Genomic DNA, 18,460 nt, shown 5'->3' on the forward strand with positions numbered 1-18,460 from the left:
AATGATAAAAGTAGTATTTATGGGAACACCGGACTTTTCTGTGCCGGTGCTTCGTCGTCTTATCGAGGATGGATATGACGTAGTGGGTGTTGTAACGCAACCAGATCGTCCAGTAGGTAGAAAAAAGGTTTTAACACCTACGCCTGTTAAAGTAGAAGCGGAGAAGCATGGTATTCCGGTGTTACAGCCACTGAAAATTCGTGAAAAAGACGAATATGAAAAAGTATTAGCGTTAGAGCCGGATTTAATCGTAACAGCTGCGTTCGGTCAGATTGTACCGAATGAAATTTTAGAAGCGCCAAAGTACGGATGTATTAATGTCCATGCTTCATTACTTCCAGAACTTCGCGGTGGTGCACCGATTCACTATGCAATCATGGAAGGTAAAGAGAAAACAGGTATTACAATTATGTATATGGTAGAAAAATTAGATGCTGGTGATATTTTAACGCAAGTAGAAGTAGAAATTGAAGAGCGTGAAACAACAGGTTCATTATTTGATAAGTTAAGCGAAGCGGGAGCGCACCTTTTATCTAAAACGGTTCCTTTACTAATTCAGGGTAAACTAGAACCAATTAAACAAAATGAAGATGAAGTGACGTTCGCATATAATATAAAACGTGAGCAAGAGAAAATTGATTGGACAAAAACAGGTGAAGAAGTATACAATCACATTCGCGGATTGAATCCATGGCCAGTTGCTTATACGACTTTAGCAGGACAAGTTGTTAAAGTATGGTGGGGAGAGAAGGTCTCTATGGCAGAGCAAGCTGAACCAGGTACAGTAGTAGCTCATGAAGAAGATGGATTTGTTGTTGCAACAGGGAATGAGACCGGTGTTAAAATTACTGAATTGCAACCGTCTGGTAAAAAACGTATGAGTTGTTCACAATTTTTACGTGGAACAAAACCTGAAATTGGTACGAAGTTAGGAGAAAATGCATGAGACAAAATGTTCGTGAGTTAGCTCTTGATGGTTTAATTCAAGTAGAAAAAAGTGGTGCATATAGTAACTTACTTTTAAATAATTTGATTGAAAAAAGTACAATTGACAGAAAAGATATTGGTTTATTAACTGAAATTGTATATGGAACGATTCAACGTCGTGACACACTAGATTATTATTTACAACCATTTTTAAGAAAAAAGGTTGAGGCGTGGGTAAGAGTGTTGCTTCGCTTATCTTTATATCAAATGCTATATTTAGACCGAGTTCCGGAAAGAGCTGCTATTCATGAAGCTGTTGAGATTGCGAAGCGTCGTGGGCATAAGGGGATTTCAGGCATGGTGAACGGAGTATTGCGTTCGATTCAGCGAGAAGGTGTACCTTCTTTAGAAGAAATCAATAATCCGGTAGAACGTCTTGCGATTGCAACAAGTCATCCAATGTGGCTTGTACAAGACTGGGCATCTGAATATGGTTTAGAGACAGCAGAGAAAATGTGTGAAGTAAATATGATACCACCTGTACCGACAGCACGTGTGAATGTTGATAAAGTTACGGTAGAAGAAGCGATTGAGCTATTAGCAAATGAGGGTATAGAAGCGAAACGTGGCGATTTGTCAGATGATGCAATTCAAATTGAAAGAGGGAATGTAGCGCATACAGAAGCGTTCAAAAAAGGATTTCTCTCTATTCAAGATGAAAGCTCTATGCTTGTTGCACGTGCTTTAGAACCGAATGAAGGAGATACAGTTCTTGATAGCTGTGCCGCTCCTGGTGGTAAAACAACGCATATAGCCGAGCGTTTAAAGGGAACAGGTAAAGTAATGTCACTTGATTTACACGCGCATAAAGTGCGTTTAATTAGACAACAAGCAGATCGACTTGGTCTAGAAAATGTAGAAACAAAGGCATTAGATGCTAGAAAAGTTCAAGAGCATTTCGAAAATGAAACTTTTGATAAAATATTAGTAGATGCACCATGTTCTGGGTTTGGTGTTATAAGACGTAAACCTGATATTAAGTTAGGCAAAGATAAGGGCGATAGTGAACGATTATCAACGATTCAACTTGCGATATTAGAAAAAATAGCACCATTGTTAAAACAAGGTGGTCGCCTTGTTTATAGTACGTGCACAATTGAAAAAATAGAAAATGAACAAGTAATAGAGCAATTTTTACAAGAGCATCCTGAATTTGAGTGGGATACTACGATTAAAGAGCGTATGCCAGAAAAATTAAGTCCGTATATTAATGAAGGTCAAATACAAATTTTACCGCATTATTTTGCAACAGATGGCTTTTATATTGCTTGTTTAAGAAAGAAGGTGTAGCATCATGGAAACGACTGTAAAAAAACAAAAGAAAAATGTAGAAACAAAGAAACCATCAATTTACTCTTTACAACTTCATGAAATGCAAGATTGGTTAAAGGAACAAGGGGAACCTAAATTCCGTGCAGGACAAATTTTTGATTGGTTATATAAAAAACGTGTAAAAAATTATGAGGATATGTCAAACCTTTCTAAAGGATTGCGCGATAAATTGTCGAATTCCTTTGATATTACTACTTTAAATACGTTAGTAAAACAAACGTCTTCGGATGGAACAATTAAATTCTTATTCCAGTTATACGATGGGTACTCTATTGAAACGGTATTAATGCGACATGAATATGGAAATTCCATTTGTGTAACAACACAGGTTGGTTGCCGTATTGGATGTACGTTCTGTGCATCTACACTTGGTGGGTTAAAACGAAATCTAGAAGCTGGAGAAATTGTAGCGCAAGTAGTAGAAGTTCAGCGTGCGCTTGATGAAACAGAAGAACGTGTAAGTTCTCTTGTTGTTATGGGAATTGGAGAACCGTTTGATAATTATGATAACTTAATGTCATTCTTACGCATTGTAAATCATGAAAAAGGAATTCATATTGGTGCAAGGCATATGACAGTTTCAACAAGTGGAATTGTTCCGAAAATTTATAAGTTCGCTGAAGAAGATATGCAAATCAATTTTGCGATTTCATTGCATGCTGCAAATACAGAGTTACGTTCAAAATTAATGCCGATTAACCGTGCTTATAAGCTACCTGATTTAATGGAAGCTATTAAATACTATGTAAATAGAACAGGGCGTCGTATTACATTTGAATATGGCTTATTTGGAGGAGAAAACGACCAAGTTGAGCACGCTGAAGAACTTGCTGCGCTCTTAAAAGGTGTAAAATGTCATGTGAACTTAATTCCGGTAAACTACGTGCCAGAACGTGATTACGTACGTACGCCACGTGAGCAAATTTTCTTATTTGAAAAGACGCTAAAAGATCGTGGAGTGAATGTAACAATTCGCCGTGAACAAGGTCATGATATTGATGCAGCCTGCGGTCAGTTGCGTGCGAAGGAGCGCAAAGAAGAGACGAGGTGACGAGATGAAAGCCGTGTTTCTATCGGATAAAGGGAAAGTTCGTCAACATAATGAAGATAGTGCAGGAGTTTTTCACAATTTAGATGGAAATATTTTAGCGGTAGTAGCAGATGGAATGGGAGGTCATCGAGCTGGTGATGTAGCTAGCTCGATGGCCATTCAATTATTCCATGATTATTGGAAGCAAACGTATAATATGAATGAGCCTAAAAAGATAGAAAAGTGGTTACATGCTAACGTTGGAATTATTAATGAGCGCATATATGCGTACTCTAAGCAACATGTAGAATGTAATGGTATGGGAACAACGGTTATCGTAGCAATTTGTACACCTAGTTTTGTAACAATCGGTCATATTGGAGATAGTCGTTGTTATATGGTATCAGAGGGAAATATATCGCTTGTAACGGAAGATCACTCACTTGTAAATGAACTTGTTAGGCACGGTGAAATTTCAAAAGAAGATGCAGAATATCACCCGAAAAAGAATGTTCTGTTAAGAGCTTTAGGAACAGAAGAAAAGGTTGAATTAGATGTTAAAACATTGGTGCTAGAAGAAGACGATCAATTACTTCTTTGCTCTGATGGATTGTCTAACAAAGTCCCTATGACTGATATGCAACAAATTTTACAATTAAATGAAGAGCTCGAGGCGAAGGGAGAGCATCTTATTCAATTAGCAAATGATCGTGGTGGAGAAGATAATATCACCCTCGTTCTTATTGATTATGTGGATTCGACAAACGAAAGTAGGTGAAGTGCAACGTGCTGATTGGAAAACGCTTAAATGACCGTTATAAACTGCTAAAAATGATTGGCGGTGGAGGAATGGCCAATGTATATTTAGCTCATGATGATATACTTGGCCGAGATGTAGCGGTAAAAATATTAAGACTCGACTATTCAAATAACGAAGAGTTTATTAAACGTTTCCATCGAGAAGCGCAATCTGTTACAACGTTGTCGCATCCAAATATTGTGAATATGTATGATGTTGGGGAAGAGGATGGTATATATTATCTTGTAATGGAATATGTACCTGGACGAACATTGAAGCAATACATAATTGATCGAGGAATGTTACCGATAGGAGAAGCTCTTGATATTATGGAGCAGTTAACGTCCGCCATGGCACATGCCCATCATTTTGAAATTGTACATCGTGATATTAAACCGCACAATATTTTGATTCGAGATGATGGAGTGATAAAAGTCACAGACTTTGGAATTGCGACAGCTACAAGTGCAACAACGATTACACATACAAATTCGGTGCTCGGTTCGGTGCATTATTTATCACCAGAACAAGCACGCGGCGGTATAGCGAATAAACAATCAGATATTTATTCACTTGGGATTGTTATGTTTGAATTGTTAACAGGAAGACAACCATTTTCTGGCGAATCTGCTGTTGCAATTGCTTTAAAACATTTACAAAATGAAATACCATCTCCGAAAAGATGGAATGAGAATATTCCACAAAGTGTTGAAAATATTATATTAAAGGCAACTGCGAAAGATCCGTTCCATCGATATCAATCTGCTAACGCGATGAAACGAGATATTGAGACAGCGCTATATCCAGAACGAATAAATGAACAACCATTTTACATACCAGAAGATATGGAAGCAACGAAAGCGATTCCAATTATTCAACAAGAACAATTATTTCAAAATGTTAGTGATGAAACGATTGTATTAAAAGGAAGTAAAGTGGATGAACAAGTAAGAAAAGAAGAGAACGAATCAGGTAAGAAGAAAAAACGAAGTAACAAATGGTTGAAGGTTTTAATTACAACATTTTTACTTTTAGCGATAGGGATAACATTAGCGCTTACTGTTATTCCAGGCTTCTTTATTCCGAAAGATGTGAAGGTTCCTGACGTGGCTGGTATGAAGTATACGACAGCTGTAAATGCATTAGTTGAAAAGGGGTTTGAAGTTACTGAACCTAATATTGTATATACAGATGATGTTGAAGCAGGAAAAGTGATAAAAACAGATCCTATAGCAGGAAGAGTAGTGAAAGAAAACTCTAAAATTACTATCTATCAATCAGGTGGGAAAAAGAAAAGTAAGATGCGCGATTTGACAGGAAAAGATTTTGAGAGTATAAGAGCTGAGCTAGAAGAGAAATATAAACAAGTTACACCAAATTATATTGAAAATGATAAACCTAAAGGTGAAATTGTAGAACAAATACCAACACCTGATCAAATGGTTGTAGAAGGAGAACAAGAAGTAAAGATTTGGATAAGTAAAGGACCTTATCAGATTAGACCAGGGGATTTTTCAAGCTGGACTGAAAATAGCGTGAAAGGTTATTTAAATGAAAGAAAACTTGTTTCTGATATAAAAAGGGAGTATTCAGATACGGTTGATAAAGGCCTTGTTATTTCACAATTTCCGAAGCCTGGAACTGCCTTAAAAGAAGGAGATAAAGTAACGGTTATTATCTCTGATGGTCCGAAGCCTAAAGTGACGAAAACGGTAAAAGTGGATAACATCTCTATCCCATATGAGCCTCCTGCAACAGGTGAGAAAAAGCCACAAACAATAGAAATTTATAAAGAAGATATGCAACAAAAAATGGATAGACCAGTTGAAACGAGAACAATTACTGAGTCAGCCACTATTTCTTTAGAATTTGTAATTCAAGCAGGTGCAAAGGGACACTATAAAATTGTTCGGGATGGAGTAACGATTATCGACAAAGAAGTACCGTATCCAGCTCAATAATAGTGAATTCCATTGTCTTGTTATAGGGGATAGCCAAAACCCTCACTGATTACAGTTTCACTTTATTACTCTTGCCTGTTATGCTGTCTACATAGTGGACGGTATAACAGGCAAAAATATATGATTCAAAAAGCTATAAAAGTGATATTGTTGAAAATAGTATTTTGAATTTGATGGTAGATTAAATATATTAACCTGGGTATATATTTGGTGGGTTTTGAAATAATTGTTTAAAGAGCTTTAGTCCATTCATTTCTAATTACAGTTTCACTTTATACAAAATAAAGGAGAATTATATGCCAGAAGGAAAAATTGTAAAAGCTTTAAGTGGGTTTTATTATGTGCAGCATGAAGAAGGGATTACACAATGTCGCGGGCGTGGTGTATTTAGAAAGAATAAAATTACGCCACTTGTAGGAGACCAAGTTGTATTTCAAGCAGATAATCCGAATGAAGGTTATGTGTTAGAAGTGTTTGATCGAAAAAATGAGCTTGTTAGACCTCCTATTGCTAATGTTGATCAAGCAATTCTTGTTTTCTCTGCAGTAGAACCAGATTTTAATCCAGGACTGTTAGATCGATTTTTAGTATTGATTGAATATCATAACATTAAGCCGATTATTTGTATTAGTAAGATGGATTTAGTAGATGAAAAAATGAGAGAAACTGTTGAATCTTATGCAAATGATTATCGTGAAATGGGTTATGATGTCTTGTTTACTTCTATAAATACATCGGAAAGTATCGATATTTTGAAACCATTCTTAGAAGGCTGTATTTCTGTCGTTGCAGGCCAATCTGGTGTTGGGAAATCTTCAATGCTAAACGTATTACGTCCAGATTTAGAATTGAAAACAAATGATATTTCTTCACATTTAGGACGCGGGAAGCATACGACAAGACACGTGGAATTAATTACAGTTGGAAGCGGACTAGTTGCGGATACACCTGGTTTTAGTTCACTGGATTTCATAGATATAGAAGTAGAAGATCTTACATATTGTTTTCCAGAGTTGAAAGAAGCGAGCCAATACTGTAAATTTAGAGGGTGTACACATCTTTCTGAACCGAAATGTGCGGTGAAAGTTGCGGTTGAAGAAGGAAAGATTACCGAATATCGTTATAAGAATTACAAACAATTCGTAGAAGAAATTAGAGAGAGAAAGCCGAGGTATTAGTCATGATTAAAATTGCACCATCGATTTTATCAGCAGATTTTTCAAAATTAGGGGAAGAGATTAAAGATGTAGAAAAAGGCGGAGCTGATTACATTCACGTCGATGTAATGGATGGACATTTCGTACCAAATATTACGATCGGACCATTAATTGTAGAAGCAATCCGTCCGATTACATCATTACCGTTAGATGTACATTTAATGATTGAAAATCCTGATAACTATATCCCCACTTTCGCAAAAGCGGGAGCGGATATTATTACTGTCCATGTAGAAGCTTGTCCTCATCTACATCGTACAATTCAGTTAATTAAATCTCATGACATTAAAGCAGGGGTTGTATTAAATCCACATACTCCAGTTTCAACGATTGAGCATGTATTAGAAGATATAGACATGGTATTACTTATGACAGTAAATCCTGGATTTGGCGGACAGAAGTTTATTCATTCTGTATTACCGAAAATTAAACAAGTTGCAGAAATGGTTAAAAAGCGAAATCTACAAGTGGAAATCGAAGTTGATGGTGGTGTCAACGCTGAAACGGCAAGACTTTGTATTGAAGCAGGAGCGAATGTTCTTGTAGCGGGATCAGCAGTATACAATCAAAAAGACCGCGGTGAAGCAATTCGTGTAATTCGTGGATAAAGAATGAACGAACTTTTATCCTAGTGAAGCCTCTAGTTCATTAAGACTTCACTATTTATACATGTTAGAGCAGAAAATAAGAAGAAAGGCAATCTACCGAATGGCAGATTGCCTTTTTACAATAGAAGGGGAAGGAAAAATGATTGTTCATATTTTAGCGGGAGGACCTGCAGAATACTGCGCAGATTTTTCTCGATATGAAAATGAAGAAGTAGTGTGGGCGGCCGTTGATAGAGGAGTGTACCGTTTGTTGAAAAGAGGAATCACTCCGGCTGTTGCGTTTGGAGATTATGATTCAGTTACTGATGATGAATTAGCATGGATGGGACAGCAGACAAATGAATTACATATTGTCCCACGAGAAAAAGATCAAACAGATTTAGAAATTGCAATTAGCTGGGCTTTAGAACAGAAACCAAAATTAATTCGTATTTTTGGTGCTACTGGTGGAAGGCTTGATCACGGTTTAGCAAATATTCAGATGCTTTTAAAGGGATTAGAAGTAAATATAGAAATGTGTATTGTGGACAATAAAAATGAAATAATGGTGAAAAAGCTTGGTACGTATATAATTGAAGGAAATGAACATTTTCCATACGTATCATTTGTACCAGTTACTGAAAGGGTGGAAGGCATTACACTTCACGGTTTTAAGTACCCTCTTACTAATAAAACAATAGAGTGGGGATCGACACTTTGTATTAGTAATGAACTCATTAAGGAAAAAGGTACTTTTTCATTTACTTCTGGCATATTAATGATGATAAGAAGCACTGATTGAAGAAACAATTTTGCTCCTTGCATCATATAGTGAACAAGTGGAGTAATGGGGATTAGGAGGGAAACCATGAGATTTTATACAATTAAGTTACCTAAATTTCTTGGTGGAATTGTTCGTGCGATGTTAAATACCTTTAAAAAAGACTAAAAAAAGCACCTATTACCGGTGCTTTTTCCATTGGTATAGTAAAAAAAGAGCCTAGCGGCTCTTTTTTTTATTATTAAACACGTTCGATTTTGCCAGATTTTAATGCTCTAGCAGAAACGTAAACACGTTGAACTTTACCGTCGATGCGTACGCGAACTTTTTGAAGGTTAGCGCCCCATTTACGTTTTGTAGCGTTCATTGCGTGAGAACGAGAGTTACCAGAACGAGCTTTTCTTCCAGTGATAGCACAAACACGAGCCATTTATATTTCCCTCCCTTGATACCTTACCATGCGTAATTTTTCAATGTTAGTCTTTTATGCGATGCTAAAAACACTACTATAATTTAACACAACTAAAAAGAGAATGCAACACCGTAGGAAAAAGAAATCAAGAAAAATTACTTGACACTATATATCAATGAAGAAAAGTTGAAATCAAGAAAAATTGCTTGACATATTATAGTGGTACATGTTGTATAATAACAATGGACTATTTTGCTCATCATAAAAAAATGTAATTTAAAACATAAAATATGAGAGTGAAAAAGAAAGAACGATGGAATTTTCTTTAAAAAGATTATATGATAGTAACTAAAGTAGTCTAGCTCACTTTCACCATTTATGAAGGGGGAAACGAGATGTCAATTGAAATTAAAACGAAGTACGGTCAAATTGATATTAGTACAGATGTAATTGCAACAATTGCTGGAGGTGCCGCAGTAGATTGCTACGGTATCGTAGGTATGGCATCAAAAAATCAATTAAAAGATGGATTAACAGACATTTTACGAAAAGAAAACTTCACTAGAGGCGTAATTGTTCGTAAAAATGAAGATGAAGTACATATTGATATGTATATTATTGTGAGCTATGGTACGAAAATTTCAGAAGTAGCACATAACGTGCAGACGAAAGTGAAATATACATTAGATCAAACTGTAGGACTAGCAGTAGATTCTGTAAACATCTACGTACAAGGAGTTAAAGTAATAAACTTGTAATGTGCATTAAGGAGGAAAATCTGTGTCAATTCAAAAAATTGATGGGAAACGTTTATCACAAATGATCATTCAAGGAGCGAATAATTTAACAAATAATGTTCAGCTTGTTGATGCATTAAACGTATTTCCAGTTCCAGATGGCGATACCGGTACAAACATGAACTTATCAATGACTTCAGGCGCACGTGAAGTGAAAGCAAATCCTTCACAGCATGCTGGTAAAGTCGGCGTAAGTTTAGCCAAAGGATTATTAATGGGAGCACGTGGTAACTCTGGTGTTATTTTATCTCAATTGTTCCGTGGTTTCTCTAAATCCATTGAACAAAAAGAAGAATTAACAACAGTTGATTTTGCTGCAGCTTTAGAAGCTGGAGTAGAGGCGGCTTACAAAGCGGTTATGAAACCGATCGAGGGAACGATTTTAACGGTTGCAAGAGAAACGGGTAAATATGCAGTGACAGTTGCGAAAAAACAGCGCGACTTTGTTTTGTTTATGGAAGACGTTGTGAAAGAAGCAAATGCATCGTTAAATCGTACGCCAGATTTATTACCTGTATTAAAACAAGTTGGCGTTGTAGATAGCGGTGGTAAAGGTCTTGTTGTTGTATACGAAGGATTTTTAGCTGACTTAAAAGGAGAAACGATTTCTTCTGATGCGCAGACGCAACCATCTATGAATGAAATGGTACGCGCAGAACATCACCGTAGTGTACAAAGCCAATTGAGTACAGAAGATATTAAGTATGGATATTGTACGGAATTCATGGTGAAATTAGAGCCTGAAAAAATGAAGGAACATAATTTCTCTGAACAAAAATTCCGTGAAGATATTAGTGTGTACGGAGATTCACTACTTGTTGTATCGGATGATGAGGTTGTAAAGGTTCATATTCATGCAGAACATCCTGGAGATCCTATGAACTACGGGCAACGTTACGGTAGCTTAATTAAGATTAAAGTAGAAAATATGCGTGAACAGCATACTGCTTTATTAGATGAACCTACCATGATGCCTGAACAAACGAATCAGCCAAAAAAGAAACAACCGTATGGTATTGTAACTGTAGCTATGGGATCTGGTATTAAAACTTTATTTGAGAGCATTGGCGCAACAAAAGTTATCGAAGGTGGCCAAACGATGAATCCAAGTACGGAGGATATCGTGAAGGCGATTGAAGAGGCGAATGCTGAAAAAATCATCATTTTACCAAATAACGGAAATATCGTGATGGCAGCAGAACAAGCGGCATCAGTTGTAGATCAAGAAGTTATTGTTGTTCGTTCAAAAACAGTTCCTCAAGGTATGGCTGCTATGTTAGCATTTAATCCAGTTGGAACGTTAGAAGAGAATGAAGAACACATGAAAGAAGCTTTATCGCATGTGAAAACAGGTCAAATTACGTATGCTGTTCGTGATACGGAAATTGACGGTGTAGCAATTCAAAAAGATGATTTCATGTGTATTGCAGATGGAAAAATTGTATCTACAAATGCTGAAAAAGTAGGAGCTGCGAAGCAATTACTAGAAGCACTAATTGATGAGGATTCTGAAATCATAACGATTCTACAAGGTGAAGATGCAACTGACGAAGAAGTAGCTGAATTAGTTGAATTTGTAGAAGAGAAATTTGAAGATGCAGAAGTAGAAGTTCATGCTGGAAACCAACCAGTGTATTCTTTCATCTTCTCTGTAGAATAAGAAAACATTCGTTTTGAAAATAAATGGATTACTTACTTGCTAATGGATAAGAAGTAGTGATATGAAATTTATTACTAGTTTTTATTCAAAAGGCTAGCATATTGATGATAGAAAAGAGCCTTGCTGCTAAAAGTGAGGCTCTTTTCTTACGTGTTGTATAACTTTGTTTTATATAGAGGGATTAGAGTAGTTTCTCTTAGAATGCCTATGATAGAATATATAGGGTGAAAGAGAGCGATTACAGATGTCAATGATATTAATGGATAATCAATAGAGTGAAACAAAGAAAATAATGTGACGGAGCGTGAGAATCTTGAATGAAGTTGTACAAGTTCCTGTTACGGATGTAAAGGGAATCGGAGGAGAAACATCTGAGTTATTACACGAGATGGGAATTTATACAGTTTCTCATCTATTAGAACATTTTCCGTACCGTTATGAAGATTATGCGATGAAAGATCTTGCTGAAGTAAAGCATGATGAGCGTGTGACGGTTGAGGGGAAAGTTCATAGTGCCCCTTTACTGCAGTATTATGGGAAGAAGAAGTCGCGTCTAACAGTTCGTGTCCTCGTCGGTCGTTATTTAATTACAGCTGTATGTTTTAATAGACCATACTATAAACAGAAGTTAAAGTTAGATGAAACGGTAACGATTACTGGTAAATGGGATCAGCATCGCCAAACAATTGCTGTATCAGAACTTCATTTTGGACCAGTTTTACGTCAACAAGAAGTAGAGCCTGTATATTCAGTGAAAGGAAAACTGACAGTAAAACAGATGCGCCGTTTTGTTGCGCAAGCATTTAAGGAGTATGGAGATTCCATAGTCGAAGTATTACCAGACGGTTTGTTAAGTCGGTATAAATTATTACCACGCTATGAAGCGCTTCGAGCGTTACATTTTCCAGTGGGACAGGAAGACTTAAAGCAAGCGCGTCGCCGTTTTGTATATGAGGAGTTTTTCTTGTTTCAGTTGAAAATGCAAACACTTCGGAAGATGGAAAGGGAAAATTCGAAAGGGACGAAGAAAGAAATTTTGTCAGTAGAGTTACAAGAGTTTACCGATGCGCTTCCATTTCCGTTAACTGGCGCACAACGCCGAGTTGTAGATGAAATTATGAAAGATATGACATCTCCTTATCGAATGAATCGATTATTACAAGGTGATGTAGGGTCTGGGAAAACAGTTGTCGCTGCGATTGCTCTTTATGCGGCGAAATTGGCTCATTACCAAGGCGCTTTGATGGTTCCTACAGAAATTTTAGCTGAACAACATTATCAGTCGCTTGCTGAGACATTTTCGCATTTCGGTATGAAGGTTGAATTACTAACAAGTTCTGTTAAGGGTGCGAGACGTCGAGAAATTTTGGCGAAATTAGAACAAGGAGAAATAGATATCCTCGTTGGGACGCATGCTTTAATTCAGGATGAAGTTATATTTCATAGGTTAGGTCTCGTTATTACCGATGAACAACATCGATTTGGTGTAGCGCAGCGCCGGGTTTTACGGGAGAAAGGTGAAAGTCCAGATGTGTTATTTATGACGGCGACCCCAATTCCGCGTACGTTAGCAATCACTGCATTTGGAGAGATGGACGTTTCTATTATCGACGAAATGCCAGCTGGTAGAAAGGTAATTGAAACGTATTGGGCAAAACATGATATGTTAGATCGTGTTCTCGGTTTTGTGGAGAAAGAGATAAAAAAAGGAAGACAAGCATATGTTATTTGTCCTCTTATTGAAGAGTCTGAGAAGCTTGATGTGCAAAATGCTATCGATTTACATAGTATGCTGACTCATCATTACGAAGGGAAATGCCAAGTTGGATTAATGCATGGAAGGCTATCATCTCAGGAAAAAGAAGAGATAATGGGGCAGTTTAGTGAAAATAAAGTGCAAATTCTTGTATCGACAACAGTTGTTGAAGTAGGTGTGAACGTACCAAATGCGACTGTTATGGTTATTTATGACGCAGAGCGTTTCGGTTTATCACAGCTCCATCAGCTGAGGGGGCGTGTTGGACGTGGTAGTGAACAATCATATTGTTTATTAATCGCGGATCCGAAATCGGAAACGGGAAAAGAGCGAATGCGTATTATGACTGAAACGAATGATGGATTTGTATTGTCAGAAAAAGATTTAGAGTTACGAGGTCCTGGGGATTTCTTTGGAAGTAAGCAAAGTGGTCTGCCAGAATTTAAGGTTGCTGATATGGTACATGATTATCGGGCGTTAGAAACTGCTAGACAAGATGCGGCAATATTGGTAGAATCAGAAGCATTTTGGCACAATGATCAGTATGCTTCGCTGCGTACTTATCTTGATGGAACAGGTGTGTTCCAAGGGGAGAAGCTCGATTAAAGGGAGTCAACAAAAGTTTTTGTTGCATTCTACTTTTAATGATTATATACTACTGTTAGTACCTAGTCATAAAAATGGATGGTGCGGTATGAAAAAAAGAAGAAGTAAAAAAGAAAGACAAGAATTATTACAACAAACAATAGAAACGAATCCTTTTATTACGGATGAAGATTTAGCTGAAAAATTTCAGGTGAGCATACAAACTGTTCGTCTTGATCGTATGGAATTATCTATTCCTGAATTAAGAGAGCGAATTAAGCATGTAGCTACAAAGCAACATGAAGAAGATGTGAAATCTTTACCGTTAGAAGAGGTTGTCGGAGAAATTATCGATATAGAATTAGATAGACATGCTATTTCTATCTTTGAAGTAAAGGTAGAACATGTATTTAAAAGAAATCAAATTGCTCGTGGGCATCATTTGTTTGCACAAGCAAACTCACTAGCTGTTGCGGTTATTGATGAAGAATTAGCTTTAACTGCAAAGTCTACCATTCGATACATTCGTCCTGTAAAATTAGGAGAGCGTGTTGTTGCAAAAGCGCGTGTTGAGGATGTAGAGAATGATAAAGGACGGACGGTTGTCAAAGTGCGAAGCTTTGTTGGAGAAGAACTTGTTTTTACAGGCACTTTTGAAATGTATCGATCTAGTAATTATAGTGAGGAAGGTAACAACTTATGAAAATCGCAATAGATGCAATGGGAGGCGATCATGCTCCAAAGGCTGTAGTATTAGGAGCAATGAAAGCTATTAAGGAATATTCAGATATACATATTACGTTAGTAGGGAAAGAAGAGGAAATTCGTCAATACTTAACGAGTGAAGAGCGAATTACTATACTTCATACAGATGAAAAAATCGAAGCGACAGATGAACCAGTAAGAGCGGTTCGTCGAAAGAAACAAGCTTCAATGGTACTTGCAGCGCAGCAAGTAAAAGATGGTGTTGCGGATGCTTGTATATCAGCAGGGAGTACAGGAGCTTTAATGGCGGCTGGATTGTTTGTTATCGGTCGTATGGAAGGGATTGAAAGGCCAGCTTTATCACCTACAATGCCAACTGTTGATGGAGAAGGTTTTGTTATGTTAGATGTTGGAGCGAACGTTGATGCAAAACCAATTCATTTATATCAATATGCAGTAATGGGATCTGTTTACGCAGAGAAGGTAAGAGGGATTAAAAACCCTCGCGTTGGACTTTTGAACGTTGGAACAGAGGATGGTAAAGGTAACGAGCTTTCAAAACAAGTATTTGCTATGCTCAAGGATGCGCCAATTAATTTCGTTGGAAACGTTGAATCAAGAGACTTATTGCAAGGTGTAGCAGACGTTGTTGTATGTGATGGTTTTACGGGTAATGTAGCGTTGAAATCATTAGAAGGAACAGCACTTGCGTTATTCTCTATGTTAAAAGAGCAACTAATGAGTTCATTTACGAGCAAATTAGCAGCAGCAGTATTAAAACCAAAACTTATGGTATTAAAAGATAAAATGGATTATTCGGAGTATGGAGGAGCGGCGTTATTTGGATTGAAAGCTCCTGTCATTAAGGCTCACGGTTCTTCTAATGACCAATCGATATTTAGTGCGATTCGTCAAACGAGAGAAATGGTAGCGAAAGAAGTAATTCCTACAATTTCAAGTGTAATGGAGAAGGAGCCGCTTCAATAAGAGGAGGATTTGAAATGGGAAAAATAGCATTTCTTTTTCCGGGCCAAGGTTCACAGGCAGTTGGAATGGGTAGACAGTTAGCGGAGAATAATAAAGAGGTTGCAAAAGTATTTGCAAAAGCGGATGAAGTTTTGCATGATTCTCTTTCAGAAGTGATTTTTGAAGGACCGCAAGAAAAGTTAACATTAACGACAAATGCGCAACCTGCATTATTAACAACGAGTTTTGCAATTTTAACAGCTTTGAAGGAGTATGATATTATACCTGACTTTGTCGCAGGACATAGTTTAGGTGAATATAGCGCTCTTGTAGCGGCGGGTGCATTAACTTTCGAAGACGCTGTATATGCTGTAAGGAAACGTGGCGAATATATGGAAGAAGCAGTTCCAGGTGGGGAAGGTGCAATGGCAGCTATTTTAGGTGCAGATCCGGATATGCTGAAACGAGTTACAGAAGAAGTAACAAGTGAAGGATATGCAGTACAAATTGCTAATATGAATAGCACGAAGCAAATTGTTATTTCTGGAACAAAGCAAGGAGTAGAACTTGCTTCTCAGAGAGCGAAAGAAAATGGTGCTAAAAGAGCAATTCCGCTAAAAGTAAGTGGACCGTTTCATTCCTCGCTTATGAAGCCAGCTGCTGATAGGTTCCAAAGTGTTTTAAATGAAATTACAATTCAAGACACGGATATTCCTGTTATTGCAAATGTTACGGCAGACGTTATTACACGTGGTACAGATATTCAAGAAAAGCTAATTGAACAGCTCTATTCGCCTGTATTATGGTACCCATCTATTGAGAACATGGTGAATCAAGGGGTAGATACATTTATTGAAATCGGACCTGGAAAAGTACTTGCTGGTCTTATGAAGTCGATTGATTCTTCAGTGAAAGCATATGCGATATATGATGAAGAGACATTAAAAGATACCATTTCAAATTTGAGAGGAGAAAGCTGATGTTAAAAGGGAAAGTAGCATTAGTAACTGGTGCATCACGTGGAATTGGTCGTGCAATTGCGATTGATTTGGCGAAACAAGGGGCAAATGTTGTAGTAAATTATGCTGGTAATGAGCAAAAGGCGAATGAAGTCGTTGATGAAATAAAGAAATTAGGTTCGGATGCAATTGCAGTAAGAGCAGATGTTGCAATTGCTGATGATGTTACAAATATGGTAAAACAAACTGTAGATACGTTTGGCCAAGTCGATATTCTTGTAAATAACGCAGGTGTAACGAAAGATAATTTATTAATGCGTATGAAAGAAGAGGAATGGGATACAGTTATTAATACAAACTTAAAAGGTGTTTTCTTATGTACGAAAGCAGTATCTCGTTATATGATGCGTCAACGTCACGGTCGAATTATAAATATTGCTTCGGTTGTTGGGGTTATCGGAAACCCAGGGCAAGCAAACTATGTTGCTGCTAAAGCTGGTGTGATTGGATTAACAAAAACATCGGCAAAAGAGTTAGCGAGCCGAAGTATTACTGTAAATGCAATTGCTCCAGGGTTTATTGCGACTGATATGACGGATGTTTTGGATGAAAAAATAAAAGAAGAAATGTTAAAAGTAATTCCTGCTGCTCAGTTTGGTGAAGCGCAAGATATCGCAAATGCTGTAACGTTTTTTGCTTCTGATCAAAGCAAATATGTTACAGGCCAAACGTTAAATGTTGATGGCGGTATGGTAATGTAATAAAAGAATGGATTTCACCTAGTTTTTTTGGACAATATTTAATATAATATTTGAGGGGAGGTGAATGGAATGGCAGATGTATTAGAGCGTGTAACAAAAATCATCGTTGATCGTTTAGGTGTAGAAGAGACTGAAGTAGTACCAGCTGCAAGCTTCAAAGAAGATTTAGGCGCAGACTCCCTAGATGTAGTAGAACTTGTAATGCAATTAGAAGATGAATTCGAAATGGAAATTTCTGATGAAGATGCTGAAAAGATTGCTACTGTTGGCGATGCTGTGACTTACATAGAGAGTCATCTATAATGTTTGAGTGAAGTCCCGTTTTTTAGCGGGGCTTTCTCGGCTTATATCTGGAGGGACCTATGCCGTACCGAAAATATAGAGAAAAAAAATACGAAACAAAATATCGCGAAGCTTTTAAAGTGTTTCAAGAAAAGATAGGTATTACGTTTACAGATGAAAAATTATTGATTCAAGCATTTACGCATTCATCCTATGTGAATGAGCATCGAAAAAAACCGCATGAGGACAATGAGCGTCTTGAATTTCTTGGAGATGCTGTATTGGAACTCACTGTATCACAGTATCTGTTTCAAAAATATCCGACAATGAGCGAAGGCGAGTTAACAAAACTACGTGCAGCTATTGTATGTGAGCCATCTCTTGTTCGTTTTGCAAACGAATTGTCATTTGGTAGCCTGGTGTTATTAGGAAAAGGTGAGGAAATGACGGGTGGACGTGAACGACCAGCTTTATTAGCGGATGTCTTTGAAGCGTTTATTGGTGCCCTTTATCTTGATCAGGGGCTAGAAATAGTTTGGGGATTCTTAAAAGAAGTTGTATATCCAAAAATTAATGAAGGTGCTTTTTCTCATGTGATGGATTATAAGAGTCAATTGCAAGAATTGATTCAGCGTGATGGCAGTGGCAATATTGAGTATCAAATTTTGCAAGAAAAAGGACCGGCCCATAACCGAGAATTTGTGTCACGTGTTACGTTAAATAACGTGGCGTTAGGTCTTGGTAGTGGTAAGTCAAAAAAAGAAGCAGAGCAACAAGCTGCTGCAGAAGCATTGAAAAAGTTAAAAGAACAATCATAAGGAATCCCCCTTTGAATGAGGGGGATTCCTTATGCATAGAATGAAACTTTCCTTTTATTTGTAAG

19 protein-coding genes are annotated in these 18,460 nt (G+C 37.2%); 18 read left to right on the plus strand and 1 reads right to left on the minus strand.

Annotated features, from left to right (window positions below; genetic code table 11):
- Window position 1 precedes the first annotated feature (1 nt).
- The 9 genes from fmt to spoVM all read left to right on the plus strand — a co-directional run bounded on the left by fmt (window position 2) and on the right by spoVM (window position 8,862).
- Window positions 2–946: a methionyl-tRNA formyltransferase gene (gene fmt / locus U860_RS0109385; RefSeq protein ID WP_025148313.1), complete on the plus strand. Its 945-nt coding sequence runs from the start codon at window positions 2–4 to the stop codon at window positions 944–946.
- Window positions 943–2,277 (plus strand): 16S rRNA (cytosine(967)-C(5))-methyltransferase RsmB, encoded by a 1,335-nt coding sequence (gene rsmB, locus U860_RS0109390; protein ID WP_025148314.1) that lies wholly within the window; start codon window positions 943–945, stop codon window positions 2,275–2,277. Before fmt ends, rsmB begins: the two co-directional genes overlap by 4 nt.
- Before the next feature lie 4 nt (window positions 2,278–2,281).
- The gene (gene rlmN, locus U860_RS0109395; protein ID WP_025148315.1) at window positions 2,282–3,370 is read left to right on the plus strand and encodes a 23S rRNA (adenine(2503)-C(2))-methyltransferase RlmN; all 1,089 of its coding nucleotides are present in this window, start codon (window positions 2,282–2,284) and stop codon (window positions 3,368–3,370) included.
- 4 nt (window positions 3,371–3,374) lie between these two features.
- Window positions 3,375–4,127 (plus strand): Stp1/IreP family PP2C-type Ser/Thr phosphatase, encoded by a 753-nt coding sequence (locus U860_RS0109400; protein WP_025148316.1) that lies wholly within the window; start codon window positions 3,375–3,377, stop codon window positions 4,125–4,127.
- Between the two features lie 8 nt (window positions 4,128–4,135).
- Entirely contained in the window at window positions 4,136–6,109 is a 1,974-nt protein-coding gene (pknB, locus tag U860_RS0109405; RefSeq protein WP_025148317.1) for a Stk1 family PASTA domain-containing Ser/Thr kinase, read from the plus strand.
- 296 nt (window positions 6,110–6,405) lie between these two features.
- Window positions 6,406–7,287 carry a ribosome small subunit-dependent GTPase A gene (rsgA, locus tag U860_RS0109410; RefSeq protein ID WP_025148318.1) on the plus strand — a complete coding sequence of 294 codons (882 nt, stop codon included), beginning with the start codon at window positions 6,406–6,408 and terminating at the stop codon, window positions 7,285–7,287.
- A 2-nt stretch (window positions 7,288–7,289) separates the two neighbouring features.
- Complete coding sequence (gene rpe, locus U860_RS0109415) at window positions 7,290–7,934, plus strand: ribulose-phosphate 3-epimerase (RefSeq protein WP_025148319.1); 645 nt, start codon at window positions 7,290–7,292, stop codon at window positions 7,932–7,934.
- A gap of 100 nt (window positions 7,935–8,034) precedes the next feature.
- Window positions 8,035–8,715, plus strand: a complete 681-nt coding sequence (locus U860_RS0109420; protein WP_025148320.1) for a thiamine diphosphokinase — start codon at window positions 8,035–8,037, stop codon at window positions 8,713–8,715.
- Between the two features lie 66 nt (window positions 8,716–8,781).
- Window positions 8,782–8,862: a stage V sporulation protein SpoVM gene (spoVM, locus tag U860_RS31350; RefSeq protein ID WP_001213599.1), complete on the plus strand. Its 81-nt coding sequence runs from the start codon at window positions 8,782–8,784 to the stop codon at window positions 8,860–8,862.
- A 73-nt stretch (window positions 8,863–8,935) separates the two neighbouring features.
- On the opposite strand, the gene rpmB is transcribed toward spoVM, so the two are convergent.
- Window positions 8,936–9,124 (minus strand): 50S ribosomal protein L28, encoded by a 189-nt coding sequence (gene rpmB, locus U860_RS0109430; protein ID WP_000124776.1) that lies wholly within the window; start codon window positions 9,122–9,124, stop codon window positions 8,936–8,938.
- A gap of 377 nt (window positions 9,125–9,501) precedes the next feature.
- Here rpmB and U860_RS0109435 point away from each other — a divergent pair, with 377 nt between their 5' ends.
- The 9 genes from U860_RS0109435 to rncS all read left to right on the plus strand — a co-directional run bounded on the left by U860_RS0109435 (window position 9,502) and on the right by rncS (window position 18,395).
- Window positions 9,502–9,864, plus strand: a complete 363-nt coding sequence (locus tag U860_RS0109435) for an Asp23/Gls24 family envelope stress response protein (protein ID WP_002173116.1) — start codon at window positions 9,502–9,504, stop codon at window positions 9,862–9,864.
- A 22-nt stretch (window positions 9,865–9,886) separates the two neighbouring features.
- On the plus strand, window positions 9,887–11,563 hold the full coding sequence (locus tag U860_RS0109440; protein ID WP_025148321.1) for a DAK2 domain-containing protein: 1,677 nt from the start codon (window positions 9,887–9,889) through the stop codon (window positions 11,561–11,563).
- A 313-nt stretch (window positions 11,564–11,876) separates the two neighbouring features.
- A complete protein-coding gene (recG, locus tag U860_RS0109445) occupies window positions 11,877–13,925 on the plus strand; it encodes an ATP-dependent DNA helicase RecG (RefSeq protein WP_025148322.1) in 2,049 nt (682 codons plus the stop codon).
- Window positions 13,926–14,013: 88 nt separating this feature from the next.
- Entirely contained in the window at window positions 14,014–14,607 is a 594-nt protein-coding gene (fapR, locus tag U860_RS0109450; protein WP_000747352.1) for a transcription factor FapR, read from the plus strand.
- Entirely contained in the window at window positions 14,604–15,596 is a 993-nt protein-coding gene (gene plsX / locus U860_RS0109455) for a phosphate acyltransferase PlsX (protein WP_025148323.1), read from the plus strand. Before fapR ends, plsX begins: the two co-directional genes overlap by 4 nt.
- A gap of 14 nt (window positions 15,597–15,610) precedes the next feature.
- Complete coding sequence (gene fabD, locus U860_RS0109460) at window positions 15,611–16,555, plus strand: ACP S-malonyltransferase (protein ID WP_025148324.1); 945 nt, start codon at window positions 15,611–15,613, stop codon at window positions 16,553–16,555.
- On the plus strand, window positions 16,555–17,295 hold the full coding sequence (gene fabG / locus U860_RS0109465; RefSeq protein WP_025148325.1) for a 3-oxoacyl-[acyl-carrier-protein] reductase: 741 nt from the start codon (window positions 16,555–16,557) through the stop codon (window positions 17,293–17,295). The genes fabD and fabG overlap by 1 nt, the downstream gene beginning before the upstream one ends.
- Before the next feature lie 69 nt (window positions 17,296–17,364).
- Window positions 17,365–17,598 (plus strand): acyl carrier protein, encoded by a 234-nt coding sequence (gene acpP, locus U860_RS0109470; RefSeq protein WP_000786062.1) that lies wholly within the window; start codon window positions 17,365–17,367, stop codon window positions 17,596–17,598.
- A gap of 59 nt (window positions 17,599–17,657) precedes the next feature.
- Window positions 17,658–18,395, plus strand: coding sequence for a ribonuclease III (rncS, locus tag U860_RS0109475; protein ID WP_025148326.1), 738 nt, complete (start codon window positions 17,658–17,660; stop codon window positions 18,393–18,395).
- The last annotated feature ends 65 nt before the right edge of the window (window positions 18,396–18,460 follow it).

The organism is Bacillus sp. H1a (assembly GCF_000633475.1).
GTDB classification, from domain to species: domain Bacteria; phylum Bacillota; class Bacilli; order Bacillales; family Bacillaceae_G; genus Bacillus_A; species Bacillus_A paramycoides.

What these genes read in the sequence shown, in the direction of transcription:
- fmt (WP_025148313.1), top strand. Translation starts at nt 2, where the DNA reads ATGATAAAAGTAGTATTTATGGGAACACCGGACTTTTCTGTGCCGGTG.
- fapR (WP_000747352.1), top strand. Translation starts at nt 14,014, where the DNA reads ATGAAAAAAAGAAGAAGTAAAAAAGAAAGACAAGAATTATTACAACAA.
- U860_RS0109420 (WP_025148320.1), top strand. Translation starts at nt 8,035, where the DNA reads ATGGCAGATTGCCTTTTTACAATAGAAGGGGAAGGAAAAATGATTGTT.
- fabD (WP_025148324.1), top strand. Translation starts at nt 15,611, where the DNA reads ATGGGAAAAATAGCATTTCTTTTTCCGGGCCAAGGTTCACAGGCAGTT.
- rsmB (WP_025148314.1), top strand. Translation starts at nt 943, where the DNA reads ATGAGACAAAATGTTCGTGAGTTAGCTCTTGATGGTTTAATTCAAGTA.
- U860_RS0109435 (WP_002173116.1), top strand. Translation starts at nt 9,502, where the DNA reads ATGTCAATTGAAATTAAAACGAAGTACGGTCAAATTGATATTAGTACA.
- rsgA (WP_025148318.1), top strand. Translation starts at nt 6,406, where the DNA reads ATGCCAGAAGGAAAAATTGTAAAAGCTTTAAGTGGGTTTTATTATGTG.
- U860_RS0109400 (WP_025148316.1), top strand. Translation starts at nt 3,375, where the DNA reads ATGAAAGCCGTGTTTCTATCGGATAAAGGGAAAGTTCGTCAACATAAT.
- rpmB (WP_000124776.1), bottom strand. Translation starts at nt 9,124, where the DNA reads ATGGCTCGTGTTTGTGCTATCACTGGAAGAAAAGCTCGTTCTGGTAAC.
- acpP (WP_000786062.1), top strand. Translation starts at nt 17,365, where the DNA reads ATGGCAGATGTATTAGAGCGTGTAACAAAAATCATCGTTGATCGTTTA.
- rpe (WP_025148319.1), top strand. Translation starts at nt 7,290, where the DNA reads ATGATTAAAATTGCACCATCGATTTTATCAGCAGATTTTTCAAAATTA.
- plsX (WP_025148323.1), top strand. Translation starts at nt 14,604, where the DNA reads ATGAAAATCGCAATAGATGCAATGGGAGGCGATCATGCTCCAAAGGCT.
- fabG (WP_025148325.1), top strand. Translation starts at nt 16,555, where the DNA reads ATGTTAAAAGGGAAAGTAGCATTAGTAACTGGTGCATCACGTGGAATT.
- rncS (WP_025148326.1), top strand. Translation starts at nt 17,658, where the DNA reads ATGCCGTACCGAAAATATAGAGAAAAAAAATACGAAACAAAATATCGC.
- rlmN (WP_025148315.1), top strand. Translation starts at nt 2,282, where the DNA reads ATGGAAACGACTGTAAAAAAACAAAAGAAAAATGTAGAAACAAAGAAA.
- spoVM (WP_001213599.1), top strand. Translation starts at nt 8,782, where the DNA reads ATGAGATTTTATACAATTAAGTTACCTAAATTTCTTGGTGGAATTGTT.